The following is a 19,207-nucleotide window of genomic DNA, read 5'->3' as shown; positions in this document are numbered from 1 at the left end:
CGTTCAGCGGGGGACCGCGGAGCTCATGATGCGCTGGTTCGCCCAGCCAGCGGTGTGGGGGCAAATCGCCTCCAGCAGCGCACTCCCTCGCCCGGCTCATCGTCGCCGCAGGGGCACTTCGCAACAGAGGTGCCAGCCCGGCCCCCCTCTGCTTCGACGTCATCGCCGGGCCCCCGAAGCCGGACCGGTACCGCTCCTCGACACGGGAAATCCAGCCCGAGGCGAGCTCCTCGCGCCGCGCCAAGAAGCCGGAGCGCTGCCCGCGCGAGCAGCCGCAAGACCGTGACATGTCACGCAGCGGGCCGTGACATGTCACGCAGCGGGTCGTGACATGTCACGCAGCGGGCCGTGGGCGCCGGGGTCCGACGGGCGCTCACCGCCGGCCGGGGGTCCGCACGAACCGCTCGTCGTCCACGGTGGTGGGGAAATCCTCGGCGTCGACGTGCTTGTACAGGTCGCCGTCGCGGATCTCGTAGCGCATGTACACGACGGGCTCCTCGATGGACTCCTCGACTCCATCCTGCAGGATGCGGGTGTACTCGAGCGCGATGTGGCCACGCTCGGTGTTGTACGAGGTGATGCGCGCGTAGAGGTCACGCGGAGCGCCCATGTACGGAAAGCGGTGGTGGAAGCTCGTCGCGCTCAGCTCGATGAGCGAGCCGTCATCCTCGCTGACCCACGTGCCCACGAAGGGCAGGCGCTGTGTCTCGTCCCTCCGGGACTCCAGCTCATCCGCCGCCAGCTTGGGCTCGGGCGCGCCAGGGCGCGAGGGCGGAAGCACGAGCTCGACCGGGGCGGCGGCCCCAGACGACAGCTGAGCTGGCGAGGGACCGCAGCCGATGGAGTAGAGCGTCGCGAGCGCAAGGGCGGCGCAGGTCGCGCAAAAGCCACGTCGGTGCATCGGACGAGTCTACACCCGAGCGGCGGGAGCCGGCCCCCTGGACGCGCGATGCACGGCGGGCGCCGGCGCCGCTCGGCGCCAGCACGGAAGGGCCTCTCCGAGGAGCCCGGAGTTCCTCGCGCCGGCGCGCGTGGGATGACACAATCGTGGCCCGTGAGCGCTCTCCTCGCCGCCATCGAGCGGTTTTACGATGCCGTCCCTCGCTGGCGCGCTGACGCAGAGGACCATGGACCGCTGACTCTCTTCGTTCGCCGCGGCGACGGCTGGCCCTACTATGCCCGCCCCGCCCTCGGCCATCCCGGCGCCGTATCGGTCGAGGACGTGGCCGCCGTGCGCGCGCGTCAGCGGCAGCTCTCGATCCCGGAGGCGTTCGAGTGGGTGCTGGAGACCACCCCTGGGCTCGACGCCACGGCCGAGGCGGCCGGCCTGCATGTCCGGCGCTGCCCGCTGCTCGTGCTCTGCGGCGAGCCCCACCAGACGCCTTTGCCGGAGGGCGTCTCGCTCTCGACCATCACCGCCCAGGACCCGGATCTCGCCGAAGTGCAGGCCGTCGCGCACGTCGCCTTCGGCGCGCTCGACACCGCGGTCGGCTCTGCGGGACCGGCCGAGCGGGAGGCCGCCGCGGCCGCGCTCCCGGCCGGACAGGCGGCCGCGTGGCAAGCGTCGCTGATCGAGGGGACGCTGGTGCACGCGGCCGCTCGGGGCCGCGAAGGAGCGCTCGCCGGTCCGCTCTGCACCGGCAGCTACCAGCACGCGCGGGACGTCGCCGAGATCGTCGGCGTGGGGACGCTGCCGGCGGCCCGGGGGCGCGGCCTCGCCGCCGCGGTCACCGCGGCTCTGGCCCGCCATGCGCTGGACGCCGGGATCCGCACCGTGTTCCTGTCCGCGCAGAACGACCGCGTCGCGCGCGTCTATGAGCGGGTCGGGTTCCGGCGCGTCGCCACCGCGTGCATCGCCGAGCCGCCCGCGCAGGCGGAGAGCGGCACCGTCCTCGGAACGTGATGCAGCGCCATACAGCGGCGCCGGTCAGACAGGGGCGACGTGGTAGTCCGGTCCCTCTTCCCCGCGCAGGATCTCGGTATGAACGACCGACGCGCCCCGCAGGTGCGCCACCTCCCCGAGCTCGGCGTCGCCGCGATATGCCGAGAAGGCTTGTTCATCCGGAAACGTGACGAGGTGGATCTCCTTCAGGGTGAGCCCAGCGCCGTCGGGCGCTGTCACCACCGTCCGCTCGATCGCACCGCCGTACCGCGCCATCACCGCCGCGGCCTTCCTCTCGTACGCGCGGAACGCGTCGAGCGCCTCGCAACGCACCGTGAGGATCACGACCAGCGTCACCGGAACACCCGCTCCTTCACGCCACCCCACCACCAAAGCACAAAAAAAGAGCGCCCATTCGACGGTGGGGGGGAAACCGTCACGGGCGCTCTGCCCTACCTGTTTAGCAGGAGGCAGGCCAAGGGTTGCACCCCCGATTTCCGCGAGTCTTTCCCTAGGGGACCTGCGTACTCCTTTCGTTCCTGAAATCAGCACCTGCAATCCTGGTGTCTCCGACACGGCCGAGGAGCTCGTCCAGCGGCTGGTGGGGCCGACACGAGACCGTGCCCGCCACCGGCGTCGGTTCCCGCTCCCGGAATCTCCTCGAAGCGAACCACGCTCACCGGTTCCTCGTCGCGTCGCGCAGCGGTCCCCGCTCGCCGGAGGCGAAGGGCCGCCCCCTTGAATCGCCCGCGCGCGCGGCGCGGCGCGAGCAGCGTTGACATCACCGCCAGGCTTGCTCCAATGCGAGTGCCCGCTCCGCGACGTTCAAACGAGGAGGCATCCGATGCGGCACTTCCTGACCACGATGGACTACACCCGCGCAGAGATCGAGGGCCTCCTCGAGCGCGCGCAGCGCTTCAAGCGGCGGCCTATCGAGCCGCGCCTCAAGGACCGCACCATCGCGCTCGTCTTCTTCAACCCATCGCTGCGGACGCGCACCTCCTTCGACGTCGGCATCCGGGAGCTCGGCGGCCACGCCGTCGTGCTCGAGCCTGGCCGGAGTGCCTGGCCCATCGAGTTCGAGGAAGGCATCGCGATGGATGGCGAGCCGGAGGAGCACATCCAGGAGGTCGCTCGCGTGCTCTCCCGCTACGCCGACCTCATCGGCGTACGCGCGTTCCCCAAATTCCAGCGCTGGGAGGACGATCGCCAGGACAAGGTGCTCCAGGGCTTCGCCCGCTACGCCACCGTGCCGGTCGTGAACCTGGAGACCATCACCCACCCCTGCCAGGAGCTCGCGCTCGCGCTCGCCATGAAGGAGCGCCTCGGCCGCCTCGACGGCAAGAAGTTCGTCCTCACCTGGACGTATCACCCGCGCCCGCTCAACACCGCGGTCGCCAACTCGGCCGTTCTCATCGCGTCCAAGCTCGGCATGGACGTGACCCTCCTCTGCCCCAGCGAGGAGTACCACCTCGACGAGCGCTACCTCGACGCCGCCAGGAAGAGCGCCGAAGGCAACGGGCAGAAGCTCTCGATCACCTACGACATCAAGTCCGCCTACGAGGGCGCCCACGTCGTGTACGCAAAGAGCTGGGGCGCGATTCCCTACTTCGGGCGCTGGGAGCAGGAGAAGCCCATCCGCGACAAGAACAAGCACTTCATCGTCGATGAGCAGAAGATGGCGCTCACCGCGGGGGGGCTCTTCTCCCACTGCCTGCCGGTCCGGCGCAACGTCAAGGTCACGGACGCGGTGATCGACTCGCCAGCATCGATGGTCATCGACGAGGCAGAGAATCGGCTGCATGTTCAGAAGGCCGTGATGGACGTGCTGGCCAACGGGTGGTGACAACGATGGGTTCGACGCAAGACGTCATCGTCCGCCTGCTCAGGAACCTCGGCAGCCGCAAGGAGGTCGAGCAGTACCTGAAGCAGTACGCGGCCGTCGATCAGCAGAAGTTTGCGATCATCAAGGTCGGCGGCGCCATCCTCGACGAGGACCTCGAGGCGCTCGCGACCTCGCTCGTGTTCCTCAACCAGGTCGGGCTGTATCCCGTCGTCATCCATGGCGCCGGGCCGCAGCTCGATCGGGCGCTCGCCCAGGCGGGCATCCCGACGGAGCGGGTCAATGGCCTGCGCGTCACGACGCCCCGCATCCTGGAGATCGCCCGCCGCGTCTTCCTCCGCGAGAACCTGCGGCTCGTCGAGGCGCTCGAGGAGATGGGCACGCGCACGCGGCCGATCACGGCGGGCGTCTTCGAGGCGTCGCTGCTCGACGAGCCGCGCCTCGGGCTGGTGGGCAAGGTGGAGCGCGTCCATGTCGACGCGGTGAGGTCCAGCCTCCGCGCCGGGCACCTGCCGATCCTGGCCTGCCTCGGGGAGACGCCGGGCGGGCAGATCCTCAACATCAACGCCGACGTCGCCGCGCGCGAGCTCGCGCTCGCGACGCAGCCGTTCAAGATGATCTTCCTCACGAGCACGGGTGGCCTCCTCGACGAGCACGGGCGCATCATCTCGGCCATCAACCTCGAGGAGGACTTCGCGGGCCTCATGGCCCAGCCCTCGCTGAACGGCGGCATGCGCCTCAAGCTGCAGGAGATCAAGCTCCTGCTCGACGGGCTGCCGGCGACCTCGTCGGTCTCGATCACGTCGCCGGATCACCTGGCGAAGGAGCTCTTCACGCACACGGGCTCTGGCACGCTCGTCCGCCGCGGCGAGCGGATCCTCCGGCACGACACGCTGGACGGCATCGACCGCGGCCGGCTTCGCGACCTGCTCGAGGCGTGCTTCGAGCGGAAGCTCGACGAGCACTACTTCGACAAGAAGCCTTTCTATCGCATCTACCTGTCCGACTCCTACCGGGCGACGGCGATCCTCACGCTCGACCCGCGCGGGAGGGCCCCGCTCACTCCGTACCTCGACAAGTTCGCGGTGACCTCGGAGGCGCAGGGCGTGGGGATCGGCGGCTCGCTCTGGACGCGGATGAAGAGCGAGAACCCGAAGCTGTTCTGGCGCGCCCGGAACGGCAACGAGATCAACCCCTGGTATTTCCAGCAGGCCGAGGGCAGCTACCGCAACGAGAACTGGACGGTGTTCTGGTACGGCCTGTCGAACTTCGACGACATCCGCGCCTGCATCGATCACGCGCTGTCCTTGCCGGCAACCCTGCGCCAGCACGGCACGGTCTGACCCCGCCCTCACCCGCCGTGGCGGGGGCGCCTCGTCGCGCGCGGGCTCACGGCGGGTCGCCGCCGCCGTCGTTCTCCGCCTCTTCGAGCGGCTCGATCTCCTCGTCCGTCGCGGGGCCCGACGGGCGCGACGCCGGCGGCGGGGCGCTCGACCGCTTCTCGCCGCCGCGCGCCTTCAGCGTCCGCCGCGGCGCTCGCTTCGGCTTCGCGGGCGCGCCGAGCGCCTCCGGGCTGCGGGGCTTCTTGAGCGCCCGAGGCGGCAGGAGCTCCGCGTCGACAGCGACCTTCTTCGCCATGAAGATCGCGGCGTCGAGCCGGTAGAAGCTGCGCTTCCGGTAGAACTTGAGGGCGCCGTCGTTGTTCTCGGCCACCTCCAGCACGAGGTGGGTGCAGCCGTGGATGCGCGCGAGGTGCTCGAGCTGCTCGAGCATGAAGGCGCCGACGCCGCGGCCCTGGTACTCGGGGTGGACCGCGAGCTCCTCGACGAAGAGCGGGCGCATGTCGTGCTTCGTGAAGTAGCGCTCGTTCATCCAGTTATCGGTCCCGGTGATCTCGAAGGCGCACTCCGCGTAGCCGACGATCTCCTGACCATGCGCCGCCCGGACCTCGAAGAGGAGCTGCTCGACCCCTTCTTCTTCGTAGACCTCGAGGAACCGCTTCTTCGAGCGAGGCCGCTGGTATTCGACCGTCTCCCGGTTCACGTCGCGGAACACCTTCTTGAGGAATTCCCAGACCCGGTTCAGGTCGCGCCGGTGGATCCGGCGCACGTAGATGAGGCTCTCTTCCCCGGCGGCGCGGGTGCTCGACTCGGCCTTGCTCATCGCCGCGCCCAGTCTACAGGACGAACGCGGACGGGGCACTGGGGGCGAGGCATGATCTGGAAAGCCGCGTCTGCGGGAAGTCCGGCCCGAGGAGGAGGTGGTCGCCGCGTGGCACGGGAACGCCGAACTCGCCGGTGAGCCGGCGGGGACGGGTGCCCCCGCCGGGTAACGACAGGATCACCCCTGCTGAGCGTGCGGCCCGATCTGCGCGAGGCGCGCGTTGATCACATCCCAGTTCAGGCCCGAGAGCACGTTGGCCACATAGTCCGCCTTCTTGGTCTGGTAGTCCGCAAAGTACGCGTGCTCCCAGGCGTCGATGGCGACCATGATATGCGTGTTCGCGAACAGACCGACATCGTGCTCGGTCCGGACGAGGTTATTGAAGAGCTTCTGCTCCTGGTAGTCGTACACGAGCACCGTCCAGCCGTGCGCGCTCAGGAGCGACGCCTTCGCGTCGGCCAGCCAGGCGTCGAAGCTGCCGAACGACGCCTCGATGAGCTTCTTCGACTGGGCGCTCGGCTGCGTCGAGCCGTTGCCGATGTTCTCGAAGTACAGCTCGTGGAGCACCGTGCCGTTGAAGGCGACCGGCTCGCGACGCTTCAGCTCGCTGTACGCGTTGTACGAGTAGTTCGGCGCGCTGCGGTCGGCCTTGCCAAGCTGCTCCCAGATCTCGTTGAGCTTCTTCACGTAGCCCTGGTACAGCGTGAAGTGCGCCTTGAGCTGCAGGTCGCTCAGGCCCTTGGCGTTGCCGCCGAGGAGGTTGTCGAAACTCTTGGGTTCGCGGGACATGGTGCCTCCTAAACGAGTACCGCAAGCAGTGCGTGCCGCGGGGTCAGGTCGCCGCTTTACCGCTGCCGCTCTCCGGTAGCAACCCTGCCGTGCGACGTGACACACCGCCGACTCACGACGCCATCGGGCCTGACCTTCCGCGCAGGAAACTCCGGACGCCGGCTCGAGCCGCGCCGTGATCCCGCGCAGGGACGCCACGACCCCCGCGCGCCGCACGGCGCCGCGCCCGAGCTGGCCCGATCGGCCGGCGCGCGCCCAAAAACCTCGTGAAACGTTGAACGCCGCCGCCGTTTCAGTCGATACTCCCGGTGCTTGCTGTTCCTTCGCGCAAGGAGGCGACCTCGTTCATGCCGGCTCGTACACAGGGGACTCATCCGACGGCCGCGCTCGCGGCGGCGCTGTGCCTGCTCGGCGCAGCGGCTCACGCCGAGGCGCAGGAACCCGCGAGACCCGAAGGCTTCGCGCTCGACAGGTTCCAGCCTGCACCCGCCGGCGACAGGATGTTCGGAGTCCAGTCCGCCTACACGGCAGGAAGCACCGCACCCCACATCATGCTCCTCGGCGATTACGCCCAGGATCCGCTCGTGTTGCGGCGGTTGTCGGGGAACGAGGAGTTCGGCGACGGCAAGGTCGTCGGCAGCCAGCTCCTGCTCCACCTGAGCGCCTCGCTCTCTCTGTGGGAGCGCCTCACGGTGAACATCGATCTGCCCATCGCGCTCCAGTCGGGCGACGGCGGCGCCGCCTCCGGCGCCCTGCTGCCGCCGCCGACCAGCAGCGCCCTCGGGGATCTCCGGCTCGGCGCGCGCGCGACGCTCCTCGGCGGCTACTTCGATCCGTTCCAGATCGCGCTCGGCGGCTACGTGTGGCTGCCGACCGGCGACCCCGAGGCGTATTCGGGCGACGGCAGCGTGCGCGGCGGTCCGCAGCTCATCCTCGGCGGCCACCTGGATCGCGCGGTGTGGTCGCTCGCCGCGGGGCCGGAGTTCCGGTCCACGAGGCAGTTCGCCAACGTCGAGCAGGGGATGACGGTGCACTGGGGCGCCGGCGTCGGGCTGCTGCTCGACGACGAGCGACGCCTGCAGATCGGCCCTGAGATCACCGGCGCGGTCACGGTCACCGACGTCCAGCAGCGCACGACCAACCTGGAAGCCCTGCTCGGCGGGCGCTACCGCTTCGCGGACGACTTCGAGGCCGGGCTCGGCGTGGGCCCTGGCCTCACCCCCGGCGTCGGCACCCCCTCGTTCCGCGCGGTGGCCATGGTCGCCTACTCGCCCGAGGTGAAGCCGCCCGTGCAGGACCAGGACGCCGACGGCATCGCCGACGTGGACGACGCGTGCCCGCACACCGCGGGCGTCCGCAGCCCGGATCGCACGAAGAACGGCTGTCCGCCGCCCAAGGACGCGGACCACGACGGCATCCTCGACGCGGTCGACGCCTGCCCCGCCGTGGCCGGCATCGCCTCGCCGGACCCGAAGAAGAACGGCTGCCCGCCGCCAGGGGACCGCGACAAGGACGGCATCACGGACGACGTCGACGCCTGCCCGGAGCAGGCCGGCCCGGCGAACGACGACCCGAAGCAGCACGGGTGCCCGCCGCCGCCCGATCGCGACGGCGACAAGGTCCCCGACGCGTCGGACGCCTGCCCGGATCTGCCCGGCCTCACCACGACCGACCCGGCCACGAACGGCTGCCCGGGCGACACCGACGGCGACGGCATCCGCGACGACAAGGACGCCTGCCCGAACGAGAAGGGCAAGCCGAACGAAGATCCGACGCAGAACGGGTGCCCGGTCGCGGTCCGGGTGACCGAGACCGAGATCGTCATCCTGCAGCAGGTGCAGTTCGACACCGGCAAGGCGACCATCCGTCCGGTGAGCAACGAGCTGCTCGACGAGGTCGCCGGCGTGCTCAAGGATCACCCGGAGATCCTCAAGATCGAGGTCCAGGGCCACACGGACGACCGCGGCACGCGCCAGTTCAACACGAAGCTGAGCCAGGCCCGCGCGGAGTCGGTGCTGAAGGCGCTCGTCGAGCGCGGCATCGCGGCCCAGCGCCTGCAAGCGAAGGGCTACGGCCCCGACGTCCCGATCGCGGAGAACAAGACCGAGGCGGGTCGCCAGAAGAACCGGCGCGTCCAGTTCAACATCATCGAGAAGGAAAAGAAGCAGCCCTAGGCTGGAGGCGTCGATGGCAAAGCGATTGGCATTCACGGGGCTCACAGGCGCCGCGCTGCTCGGGGCGCTCTCCGGGACCGCGAGCGCGGCTCCAGTGCGGCGGGTCCAGGTGGCGCAGCGGGGTGATTTCGTCCTTATCGGCAACACGCTCGCGCACGACTGCGCGTCGTCCACGCCCGCGCCGCTGGTGGGCACGGTCGGGACGTGCGGCACGACCGCGACGCTGGGGGACTCCGCGCCCGACATCTACTGGCGGGGCGACAGCCCCCTCGCCGGCCAGGCCGAGGCAAACAACAGCGTCGATCCCGCGGCTGCCCGCAGCACCGCGGTCCTCAGCCTCCCCGCGGGCGCTCGGGTGACCCACGCGTACCTCTACTGGACGGTGAGCCGCGACAGCGGCACCTCGGCCGATCTCACCGTGACCCTGGATCGGCCGGGCATCCCCGCTTCTACCGTGACCGGTACGATCTCGGGCCAGACGGAGATCTTGGGCCTCGCCCACGCCCAGACGGTCGCCAACGTCACGTCGATCGTGCAGACGCGCGGCGCGGGGGCGTATCGCCTGAGCGGGATCTCCAACGGGACCGATCTGGACAGCGTGAGCCAGCAGATCGCGTTCGCCGGCTGGTGGATGGTCGTGCTCTACGAGCTGACGACCGCGCCCGCGCGGAACCTCGCCGTCTTCGACGGGCTGGATCAGGTGATCGACGGCGCGACGGTCGGCTGGAGGATCTCGGGGTTCGTCGTCCCCTCGGGCGGGGGCCAGGCGAAGCTCGGCGTCATCGGGTACGACGGCGACAGCTCGACCGGCGACGCGCTCGAGTGGAACGGGACCGCGCTGTTCGACGCACAGAACCCGGCGAACAACTTCTTCAACAGCTCCCGTTCGTTCCTCGGCGCGCCGATGTCCTCGGCGGGAGATCTGCCGAGGCTCACCGGCGGGCCGCTGAGCATGAGCGGCATCGACATCGACGTGACGCAGGTGCCGGCCAACCTGCTCATGGCCGGCGACACGGAGGCCGAGGTCGGGGCGGCCGTCGACGGCGCCGACAGCTACCTGCTCGGCGGCCTCATCACGTCGGTGCCGACGCGCCTCCCGGATCTCTCCACGTCGACCAAGTCGGTCCTCGATCTCAACGGCGGCGGCGTCACGCCTGGCGACACGCTCGAATACACGATCCTCGTCACCAACACCGGGGACGACAACGCCGCGGCGGTCGTGCTGAACGACCCGCTGCCCGCCGGGGTCACCTTCGTGCCGGGCTCGCTCGAGATCGCCTCGGGCCCGAACATGGGCGGCGTGACCGACGCGCCCGGCGACGACGAGGGCGAGTACGTCGCCGGCTCGCGGGCGATCCGCGTCCGGCTCGGCGACGGCGCCGACGCGGCCCAGGGCGGGTCGCTCGGCGTCAGCGAGACCACGACGGTGCGGTTCCGCGTGACCATCGATCCGGGCACGGACGGCGAGATCGCGAACCAGGCCATCATCACCGGGCAGAGCCCCGAGGGAGGCGCTGCCCAGGACTACCCGACGGACGGCAACGGCGCGGAGCCGGGCACGCCTCCCACGGAGATCCTCGTCGACAGCGACGGCGACGGGCTGAGCGACGGCGACGAGAACTTCGCTGGCACGGACCCGAACGACGCCGACACGGACGACGACGGCGTGAGCGACGGCGACGAGCAGCTCTGGGACCGCGACACCGACGGCGATGGCCTCGTCAACGCGCGGGACGTCGACAGCGACGACGACGGGCTGTTCGACGCGACGGAGATCGGCGCGACGGACTGCGATGGTCCGGGGACGGACGCGCTGGCGGGGCACTGCGTGCCCGACGGCGACGCCGGGGCGACGACGACCGACCCGCTCGACGCGGACACCGACAACGGCGGCGTGCTCGACGGCTCGGAGGACGCCAACCTGAACGGCGTGCTCGACGCGGGCGAGAGCGACCCGGCGGCCGGGCACGGCGCCGACGACCAGCGCGCCGACGCCGACAACGACGGCCTGGGCGACGATCTCGAGGCGACGCTCGGCACCGATCCGAACGACGCCGACAGCGACGACGACGGCGTGCGCGACGGCGAGGAGCCGAACCCGACGGACGACAACGACGGCGACGGGCTGATCAACCCGCTCGACGTCGACAGCGACAACGACGGCCTCTTCGACGGGACCGAGCTCGGGCTCGGCTGCGACGGCCCGGGCACCGACGCGACGGCGGGCAACTGCGCTGCCGACGGCGACGCGGGCGCCACGAGGACGTCGCCGCTCGAGGCCGACACGGATCGCGGCGGCGCGAGCGACGGCTCCGAGGACGTCAACCTGAACGGCGTGCTCGACGCGGGCGAGACCGACCCCCGTTCCGGTCATGGAGACGACGATCCGCAGAACACGGACGCCGACGACGACGGGCTGAGCGATGATCTCGAGGTCTCGCTCGGCACGAACCCGAACGACGCCGACACCGACGGAGACGGCGTCCGCGACGGGCTCGAGCCGAACCCGGCGGACGATACGGACGGCGATGGGCTCCTCAACGCGCTCGACGTCGACAGCGACAACGACGGCCTCTTCGACGGGACCGAGCTCGGCCTGGGCTGCGACGGCCCTGGCACCGCGCCGTCGCGGCGCTGCGCCCCGGACGAGGACGCCGGCGCCACGAAGACGTCGCCGCTCGACGCAGACACGGACGACGGCGGCACGAGCGACGGCTCCGAGGACGCCAACCTGAACGGCGTCGCGGACAACGGCGAGACCGAACCGACCCGCGGGCGCGGCGACGACGACGGCGACAACGACGACGAGGACGAGGACGGGCTGAGCGACGACCTCGAGGAGACGCTGGGCACGGACCCGGACGACGCGGACTCCGACGACGACGGCGTGCAGGACGGGCAGGAGCCGAACCCGGCGGACGACGCGGACGGAGACGGGCTCATCCACCCCCTCGACGTGGACAGCGACGACGACGGCCTCTACGACGGGACCGAGCTCGGCCTCGCCTGCGACGGCCCCGGCACCGACGCGGACGCCGAGCACTGCACGGCGGACGGGGACAGCGGGGCCACGATGACGTCGGCGCTGAGCCGTGACAGCGACCGGGGCGGCGCGACCGACGGCTCGGAGGACGCCAACCTGAACGGCGCGCTCGAGGCCGGCGAGACGGAGCCGACCGCCGGCCATGGCGCCGACGACAGCCAGAACGCCGACGGAGACGCCGACGGGCTGAGCGACGATCTCGAGGTGTTCCTCGGTTCGGATCCGGAAGATCGCGACACCGACAACGACGGCCTGCTCGACGGCGAGGAGCCGAACCCCAGCGACGACGGCGACGGCGACGACCTGCCCGACGTCCTGGACGCGGACAGCGACGGCGACGGGCTCTTCGACGGCACCGAGGCGGGGAAGGGCTGCGCGGACGCGGACACCGATGCCGCCGCCGAGAGCTGCACGCCCGACGCCGACGGCGGGACCACCACGACGAGCGTGGTGAATCCCGACACGGACCGCGGCGGCCAGAGCGACGGCGATGAGGACCTGAACCACGACGGCAAGGTCGACGAGGGAGAGACCGATCCGAACGACGCCGGGGACGATCTCGGCGATCGCGACGGCGACGGCCTCTCGAACAGCGAGGAGACGGCGCTCGGCACCGATCCGGACGACGCCGACAGCGACGACGACGGCGCGCTCGACGGCGAGGAGGTCGAGCCTGGCGTCGACACGGACGAGGACGGGAAGATCAACGCGCTCGATCCCGACAGCGACGGGGACGGGCTCCTCGATGGGACCGAGCTGGGCAAGGGCTGCTCGCACGAGGACACCGACGCCGACGCGGCCACCTGCGTGCCGGACGGCGACGACGGGGAGACGACGACCTCGCCGACGCAGGCCGACACCGATGGCGGCGGAGCGAGCGACGGCGAGGAGGACGCGGACCACGACGGGGTGGTCGACGAGGGCGAGCGCGATCCGAACAACCCCGCGGACGATCAGCCCGCGGAGTGCGAGCAGGACAGCGCTTGCGGCGCTGGGATGGTGTGCGACGAGGAGACGAAGGAGTGCGTCCCGGGTTGCCGCAACCCCGACAACACGATCGGCCCGTGCACCACACCGCTCCCCGGTGAGGGCGTCGTGGTGCAAGGCGGCGGCTGCGCCTGCACGGTGGGCGCGGAGGGCGACGGCAGCCGCTCGGCGCCGTGGGCCTTGCTCGCGACCGGCGCCTGCGCCGCCGTGCTGCACCGGCGCCGCCGACGCAGCTGAGCTCTCCCCCCGGGCGGCGCCCCCCCCGCGCCGCGCAGGAGGGGGTGCCTGTGCTACAAGCCAACGGAATAACTATGCTTTTATGCGAGGCGCGCCCGCCTGCGGGGCGCCTCCGCCTGCGGCGATCGATGCGGCGCGGGTTGCCATCGGCCGTCCGTGGCCTAACGATGTTTTCCCACGGGAGAGTGCATCTTGCCCCGACCTTCTGATTCCGTCGTCCGCGCCATCACGATGGATGGCGCTTTTCGCGTCATCACGGCGCTGACCACCGAGACCGTGCGGGGGGCCGTCGCGGTGCAATCTGCGACCGGCGCGACCGCGCAGCGGCTGGGAGAGCTGATCACCGGCGCCATCCTCGTGCGCGAGGCGATGGCGCCGAACCTGCGGGTCCAGGCGATCGTCAAGGGCGCGGCCGGTCACGGGACCCTGGTGGCCGACTCGCACCCGGACGGCACGAGCCGCGGCCTCGTCAACCTGGGCAAGGGGGCCACGGCGGAGAGCGCGGTGAAGATCGGCGGAGGGTCGCTGCTGCAGGTCATGCGCACGCTGCCGAGCGGCATGCTCCACCAGGGGGTCGTCGAGATCCCGACCGAGGGCGGCATCTCCGCGGGCCTGATGACGTACATGCAGGAATCGGAGCAGGTCGTCTCGATGATCGCGGTGGCGACGCTGATCGGCGAGGACGGCGTCGGCGCTTCCGGCGGCTACCTCGTGCAGCTGCTCCCGGAGGTCGAGCGCGGTCCGCTCATGGTGATGACCGAGCGGCTCAAGGACTTCGAGCGCCTCGACGACGTGCTCGCGCACGAGGGAGCCTCGGCGGACGTGCTGCTCGGGGAGCTGCTTTACGGCATGCCGTTCTCACGGCTCGAGGACTCGCCGCTCAGCTTCAGCTGTCGCTGCAGCGAGCTCCGGGTGATGGCCACGCTGGCGAGCCTGCCGCGGAGCGACATCGAGGAGATGGTCACGGACGGGAAGGTCCTCGACATCCGCTGCGATTATTGCGGCAAGGACTACCAGGTGTCGCCGTCGCAGCTCCGCTCGCTGCTGACGACGAGCTGAGCCGCCGCGCGCCTGCGCGCGGCCGGCGGGCCGCACGCCCACGCACGGGGTCACGCGGGCTCGCGAGGCGAGAGGCCGCGGATCACGAAGGCGATGACCCGCTCGATCTCCGCCTCATCGTCCCACGCCGCATCGGGGGCGATGTACACGCGGTGGACGATGTACCCCACGAACGTCGAGGCGACGCAGCGGATGACGAGGGGCGGCGGCCACCCGACGATCTGCCCTTCGCGCTGGAAGTGCTCGATCAAGGTGATCCCCTTCTCGAGGAGCGGCCCGAAGACCCTGCCGGCGATGCCGAGCCGCAGCTCGGCGTCGAACGGCAGCTCCTGCGCGAGGATGCGCACCAGCTGCGGGTGCGCGCGCACGAAGGCGATGCGCTCGGCGAGGAGCGCCCGCAAGAACGCCTCGAAGGTCGGGTACGTCGCCTCGAAGAGCGGGTCCATGGAGCGCGCCAGCGCGGGCCCGACGAGCCGTTCGACGGCGGGACCGATGACACCCAGGAGGAGGTCCCGCTTGCTCGGGAAGTACTTGAAGATCGTCGCCTCGGCGACCCCTGCGCGCCGCGCGATCTCCTTGGTCGCGGTCCCGTGGAAGCCTTGCTCGGCGAAGGCGGCCACCGCAGCGTCGACGATCTTCTTCTGCGCCTCGGTCAACGTGTCGTGCGGGCGCGGGCGTCGGCTCATCAGCGTCCTCTCTCCTCGACGTCTAGCAGCGCCGCGCGGCGGCTCGGGCGCGCTGCGGTCGGCGTGCGCTAGGGGGCCTCGGCCCTGCGGGTGAAGAGCCGGTCGAGCGCCTGCCTGAGCTCGCGCTCGTCGAGCGGATCGCAGCGCACGCCGACGTAGCCGTCCGGCCGGACGAGGACGGCGGCTGCCGCCTCGGCGCCGTACGCCGCGTGGGCGCGCCCGTCCGGATCTGCGTACCCTCCGGCCTCGGGCGCGCTGATGACCAGCACCTTGAGGTCCGGCCTGCTGAGCTCCGCGGCGAGCCGCCGGACGTGCCCGTGCGCCTCGGTGTTCGCGCTGCCCTGGGGTGGACCGGCGAAGAGCAGCAGCGTGGATTCGACGCCGCGCATCAGCTCGAACAGGTGGACCTGCTGTCCCGCCGCGTTGCGCAGCGAGGCGTCCGGCGCGCGATCTCCGGCGCGGGGCCCGCGCTCCGGCGGGTGCCCGATCTGGATGGACAGCGGGCTCTTCCGATATCGGATCTTGAGCTGCGAGACGAACCCCAGTATCCGGCGTTGCACGGCAGCGACGCCGATGGCGCGGGTCATCAGGCGCGGCGCGACGATGCGCAGCGCCCGGCCCATGAGACCGTGTCCGGCCATGAGCCCGAAGAGGCGGTCTGTGAAGGCGATCAGCCGGCGCGCGACGGGCAGCCGCTCCATCTCGTAAGTGTCGAGCAGCCACGCTGGCATCCTGCCCTGCTCGACGGCCGCGAGCTTCCACGCCAGGTTGTACGCGTCCTGGATTCCGGTGTTCATCCCCTGCCCGCCGGCCGGGCTGTGGATGTGCGCCGCGTCGCCGGCGAGGAACACGCGCCCCTTGCGCAGCCGCGTGGCGACGCGGTGGTGCAGCCGGTAGCGCGAGAGGACGATCGCTTTCTGTATCTTGAACGGCGTGGGGATCATCGAGCGCATCACGCCTTCGAACTCCTCGAGCGAGAGCGACGCGCCGCGCGCCGGCGACGCTTCGGGCAGGATAAGGACGATCCGGAACCGGTGGCTTCCGGGCACGGGGAAGGCCGCTGCGAGGCCCCGGCGCGAAGGGCTGATATAGATGTCGCCGTCCGGCAGTGGCCAGTCGATGACGAGGTCGCCGAGCATGCAGTGATCGTCGTAGGTGTCGCCCTCGAAGGCGATGTCTGCGCCCTGGCGGACAACGCTGCGCGCGCCGTCGCAACCGAGGAGCCACTTCGCGCGCACCACCTCGGTGTTCCCGTCGACCCTGCGGAGCGTGCATGTGACGCCGGCGCTGTCCTGGGTATAGGAAGCGAGCTCGGCGCCGCGCTCGACCGTCACGCCCAGCTCCGAGAGCCGCGACTCGAGGACGCGCTCGGTGTCGAACTGCTGGATGACGAAGATGCCTGGAACGGGCGTGGAGAGCTCCGGGAAGTCGAAGATCGGCAAGCGTGCGCGCTGGCCGTTCGAGAGGAGGACGTTGAGCCCTCCGACGCGCGTGGCGCGCGCCATCGCGGCGTCTGCGATCCCCATGCTGGTGAAGATCTCCATCGTCCGCGTCTGCACCACGAGCGCTCGCGAGTGATCCGGCGGCGGTTCCAATGCCTTGTCCACGATCCGCACTGCGAGCCCGCGCCGAACAAGCTCTCCGGCCATCGTCAAGCCCGTCGGACCTCCACCGACGACCAGCGCATCCACAGCTTCTGTCATAGGCCGCCTCCGGATTGGTGAGTGAGCATTCACTCACTTTATGTGAGGACCTCCTTCGGTTGGCAAGGCATCAAGGCAAAGTATGTCTCACATTGACACACATTCCCATGGTCAATCGCACCATGGTTGAGCTCGCCCAGCTGCGTCAACCGCACCGTCAACCGCACCGGGGTTGAGCGGCCGACCGTGAGCGGCCGACCGTGGTTGAGCCGACCGACCGAGGTTGAGCCGACCGACCGAGGTTGAGCCGCTGACCGAGGTTGAGCCGACCGACCGAGGTTGAGCCGCTGACCGAGGTTGAGCCGCCGACCGAGGACCAACGATCGCCCCCTGGTTGAGCTCAGCGACGCCGCCACATTCAACAGGAACGGATCTTGAAGCCCACCAGCGAACTCCGCGCTCACCCGCCCCCCACCCCGCCCTCGCTCGGCGAGGTCTTCGTGCGATGGTCGCCGCATGCAAGAGGTCCACGTCAACGTCTACATCCACGCCCCGGTCGAGCGGGTTTTCGACGCGGTGGCTGACCACGAACGCTTCCTGTGCTCCGGGGACGGCACCCACACGAAGGTCGTCCGGCCAGGGCTCACCGAGCACAACGGCCTCGGCGCCCTCCGCGAGGTGCGCGTCGGGAAGCGGATTCGCTACGTCGAGGAGATCACGGCCTTCGAGCGGCCGTCCTCGTTCGACTACCAGATCGTCGAGAGCACGCAGCCGCTCCGGCACCAGGGCTCGCGTCTCCGCTTCACTCCGCGCGGCGAGGGCACGGAGATCGACTGGACATCACGCTTCGACATCCCGCTGCCGCTCGTCGGCAAGCGGCTCGGATCGCTCGCCAGGCGCATGTTCATCGCGGCGTTCACCGAGCTGCTGCTCGCTGAAAAGGCGCGGCTCGAGGCCTCGCAGCCCGCGCGCGCCACGTGACCCCCTCGCGCGCTCGCCGACAGGCAGCGCCTGGTCTTCATGCCCCTTCCCCCTGGACGTGAACTACGGCTGGGCGGACCGATCCTCTCGCTGGAGCGCGCCCTCCACAGAGGGCAAGGGCGACCCGTTCTGCGGTTCGGTGCTCTCGTTCGGCGACGAGGAGAGACCGGCGCCGTGGTCAACGCGGTTCATGGAGGACTCCGAGTTCAACTGGCCCATGCGCCGCCTCCGCTGGAGGACGCGCAGCGCGGCCCCGTCACTTCACATGACCGATGCCAGGGACGCCACACCGACCCCGCTGGCGCGGCGTGGCGCGGTGTCCGCAAAACACGTGAAACGTCGTCCAGTGTATGGCCAGCATTCATCCGCCCGCTCTGAGGGCAATGCATGTGGACGAATACCCCATCAGCTACGACATCGACAGAAAGTTCCCATGGCAAGCCTCTTGCTGATGCCAGGCGGTTCTCTATAAGCTGTTGACCTCAACTTCCTTCCGTTCGGCCTTCGGACTTGGTCGAGCGGTCGCAGGGGTGTTCAAGATGCGACCGATGGCAAGGTGTGCGTCGCTGCTCGGCCCGATGACCTCGGGAGCAGCTCGTATCCGGGGTTCCAGGGGGAAGGTGTCGACGAGGGCAGGAGCGCCGCCGCAGCTGGGCAGTCGCGGCAATCGGGTCAACCGAGCCAACCGATCGAGCTCTTGGCCGAAGGGAACCGCCGCGCTCTGTGCCATCTCGTTCCTGACGCTCGTGGCATGTGCCCAAGGCTCCAGCCTGGACGGCGAGAACACAGGAGGCGGGGGCGGCGCCTCCGCCAGCTCGGGTGGGGCGCCTTCGTCCAGCTCAGCCGGCGCTGGCTCCACCGTATCTGCGATGAGCGGCTCGACGAGCTCCACAACGAGCGGCTCGTCCAGCGCTGCGGGCGATGTCACGAGCGCGACGGTGAGCAGCTCGTCCGGCTCAGGTGGCGCCGATGGTGCCGGCGGCGCTGGGGGTCTGGGCGGCGCTGGCGGGGACGACGCTGCGAGCGCCTCGGCCAGCTCCTCGGCGAGCAGCTCGGCCAGCTCCTCGGCGAGCGCCTCGGCCAGCTCCTCGGCGAGCAGCTCGACTAGCTCCACGACGAGCAGCACGACAGGCACCGGCGGCGGTAGCGCCACGAGCTCCACCACCGCGAGCTCGACCACCGGCGGCGTGACCACACCGGCGCTCGAGCTGCAATATGCTGCGAGGGACACCACCGTCGAGTCCCAGCATCTGTCGTTCATGGTACAGGTCAAGAACACGGACGATGCGAGCATCGCGCTCAGCGATCTGACGATTCGCTACTGGTTCACGGCCGACGTCGCGAAGGTGGATCTCAAGAGCGAGTGCGACTTTTCGTCGATCATCGACGGATGCGCCAACGTCACAAGGACGTTCGGCGAGGCATCGGGCACGAAGGCCGATCACTATCTCGAGCTCGGTTTCCTCGCCGCCGCAGGTGGCATCGCCCCCAACGTCACGTCCGGAAATGTGCAGATCCGCATCTACAACGGTGACAATTACGACCGCATGACGCAGACCGACGACTACTCCTTCGGCACCAACACCGCCTTCATGCCGTTTGAGCGGGTCACCGTGTACCACGACGGCGTGCTCGCCTGGGGAACAGAGCCTTGACTGGCCACGAGAACGATCTCCACGTCCTGCGGGAGCAGGCTCCGCATCGATAGCCGCCCGGGCGA

The 19,207-nt window shown here is 70.2% G+C and carries 15 protein-coding genes; 8 read left to right on the top strand and 7 right to left on the bottom strand.

Annotated features, from left to right (window positions below):
- Positions 1–373: 373 nt before the first annotated feature.
- On the bottom strand, positions 374–901 hold the full coding sequence (locus tag WME82_RS00430) for a hypothetical protein (RefSeq protein ID WP_438041204.1): 528 nt from the start codon (positions 899–901) through the stop codon (positions 374–376).
- Positions 902–1,054: 153 nt separating this feature from the next.
- Here WME82_RS00430 and WME82_RS00425 point away from each other — a divergent pair, with 153 nt between their 5' ends.
- Positions 1,055–1,903 carry a GNAT family N-acetyltransferase gene (locus WME82_RS00425; RefSeq protein WP_438041203.1) on the top strand — a complete coding sequence of 283 codons (849 nt, stop codon included), beginning with the start codon at positions 1,055–1,057 and terminating at the stop codon, positions 1,901–1,903.
- Positions 1,904–1,927: 24 nt separating this feature from the next.
- On the opposite strand, the gene WME82_RS00420 is transcribed toward WME82_RS00425, so the two are convergent.
- A complete protein-coding gene (locus tag WME82_RS00420) occupies positions 1,928–2,239 on the bottom strand; it encodes a hypothetical protein (RefSeq protein ID WP_012232709.1) in 312 nt (103 codons plus the stop codon).
- A 487-nt stretch (positions 2,240–2,726) separates the two neighbouring features.
- Between WME82_RS00420 and WME82_RS00415 the strand changes: the two genes are divergently transcribed.
- A complete protein-coding gene (locus tag WME82_RS00415) occupies positions 2,727–3,728 on the top strand; it encodes an N-acetylornithine carbamoyltransferase (RefSeq protein WP_438041202.1) in 1,002 nt (333 codons plus the stop codon).
- A gap of 5 nt (positions 3,729–3,733) precedes the next feature.
- The gene (locus tag WME82_RS00410) at positions 3,734–5,068 is read left to right on the top strand and encodes an acetylglutamate kinase (protein WP_438041201.1); all 1,335 of its coding nucleotides are present in this window, start codon (positions 3,734–3,736) and stop codon (positions 5,066–5,068) included.
- 46 nt (positions 5,069–5,114) lie between these two features.
- On the opposite strand, the gene WME82_RS00405 is transcribed toward WME82_RS00410, so the two are convergent.
- Both WME82_RS00405 and WME82_RS00400 read right to left on the bottom strand, forming a co-directional pair.
- Positions 5,115–5,888, bottom strand: a complete 774-nt coding sequence (locus tag WME82_RS00405) for a GNAT family N-acetyltransferase (RefSeq protein ID WP_437859159.1) — start codon at positions 5,886–5,888, stop codon at positions 5,115–5,117.
- A 177-nt stretch (positions 5,889–6,065) separates the two neighbouring features.
- Positions 6,066–6,677 (bottom strand): superoxide dismutase, encoded by a 612-nt coding sequence (locus WME82_RS00400; RefSeq protein WP_012232705.1) that lies wholly within the window; start codon positions 6,675–6,677, stop codon positions 6,066–6,068.
- Positions 6,678–7,024: 347 nt separating this feature from the next.
- On the opposite strand from WME82_RS00400, the gene WME82_RS00395 reads away from it, so the two are divergent.
- From WME82_RS00395 to WME82_RS00385, 3 genes are all read left to right on the top strand, one after another.
- Positions 7,025–8,851: an OmpA family protein gene (locus WME82_RS00395; RefSeq protein WP_438041200.1), complete on the top strand. Its 1,827-nt coding sequence runs from the start codon at positions 7,025–7,027 to the stop codon at positions 8,849–8,851.
- 13 nt (positions 8,852–8,864) lie between these two features.
- Complete coding sequence (locus WME82_RS00390; RefSeq protein WP_438041199.1) at positions 8,865–13,118, top strand: hypothetical protein; 4,254 nt, start codon at positions 8,865–8,867, stop codon at positions 13,116–13,118.
- 192 nt (positions 13,119–13,310) lie between these two features.
- A complete protein-coding gene (locus WME82_RS00385) occupies positions 13,311–14,177 on the top strand; it encodes an Hsp33 family molecular chaperone HslO (protein ID WP_437743581.1) in 867 nt (288 codons plus the stop codon).
- A 50-nt stretch (positions 14,178–14,227) separates the two neighbouring features.
- Here the strand turns inward: WME82_RS00385 and WME82_RS00380 are convergent, their stop codons facing one another.
- Together WME82_RS00380 and WME82_RS00375 are read right to left on the bottom strand one after the other, a co-directional pair.
- Positions 14,228–14,863, bottom strand: a complete 636-nt coding sequence (locus WME82_RS00380) for a TetR/AcrR family transcriptional regulator (RefSeq protein ID WP_438041198.1) — start codon at positions 14,861–14,863, stop codon at positions 14,228–14,230.
- Between the two features lie 68 nt (positions 14,864–14,931).
- Complete coding sequence (locus WME82_RS00375; RefSeq protein WP_438041197.1) at positions 14,932–16,566, bottom strand: FAD-dependent monooxygenase; 1,635 nt, start codon at positions 16,564–16,566, stop codon at positions 14,932–14,934.
- A gap of 456 nt (positions 16,567–17,022) precedes the next feature.
- Between WME82_RS00375 and WME82_RS00370 the strand changes: the two genes are divergently transcribed.
- Positions 17,023–17,487: an SRPBCC family protein gene (locus WME82_RS00370; RefSeq protein WP_437743578.1), complete on the top strand. Its 465-nt coding sequence runs from the start codon at positions 17,023–17,025 to the stop codon at positions 17,485–17,487.
- A 466-nt stretch (positions 17,488–17,953) separates the two neighbouring features.
- On the opposite strand, the gene WME82_RS00365 is transcribed toward WME82_RS00370, so the two are convergent.
- On the bottom strand, positions 17,954–18,682 hold the full coding sequence (locus WME82_RS00365; protein WP_438041196.1) for a hypothetical protein: 729 nt from the start codon (positions 18,680–18,682) through the stop codon (positions 17,954–17,956).
- Between WME82_RS00365 and WME82_RS00360 the strand changes: the two genes are divergently transcribed.
- Entirely contained in the window at positions 18,675–19,142 is a 468-nt protein-coding gene (locus WME82_RS00360) for a cellulose binding domain-containing protein (RefSeq protein WP_438041195.1), read from the top strand. The genes WME82_RS00365 and WME82_RS00360 overlap by 8 nt on opposite strands.
- The last annotated feature ends 65 nt before the right edge of the window (positions 19,143–19,207 follow it).

Origin of the sequence: Sorangium sp. So ce128, from assembly GCF_051525245.1 — a bacterium.
Taxonomy (GTDB): domain Bacteria; phylum Myxococcota_A; class Polyangia; order Polyangiales; family Polyangiaceae; genus Sorangium; species Sorangium cellulosum_B.
Note: the sequence above shows the minus strand (reverse complement) of the source record. Positions and strands in the feature narration are given on the sequence as shown.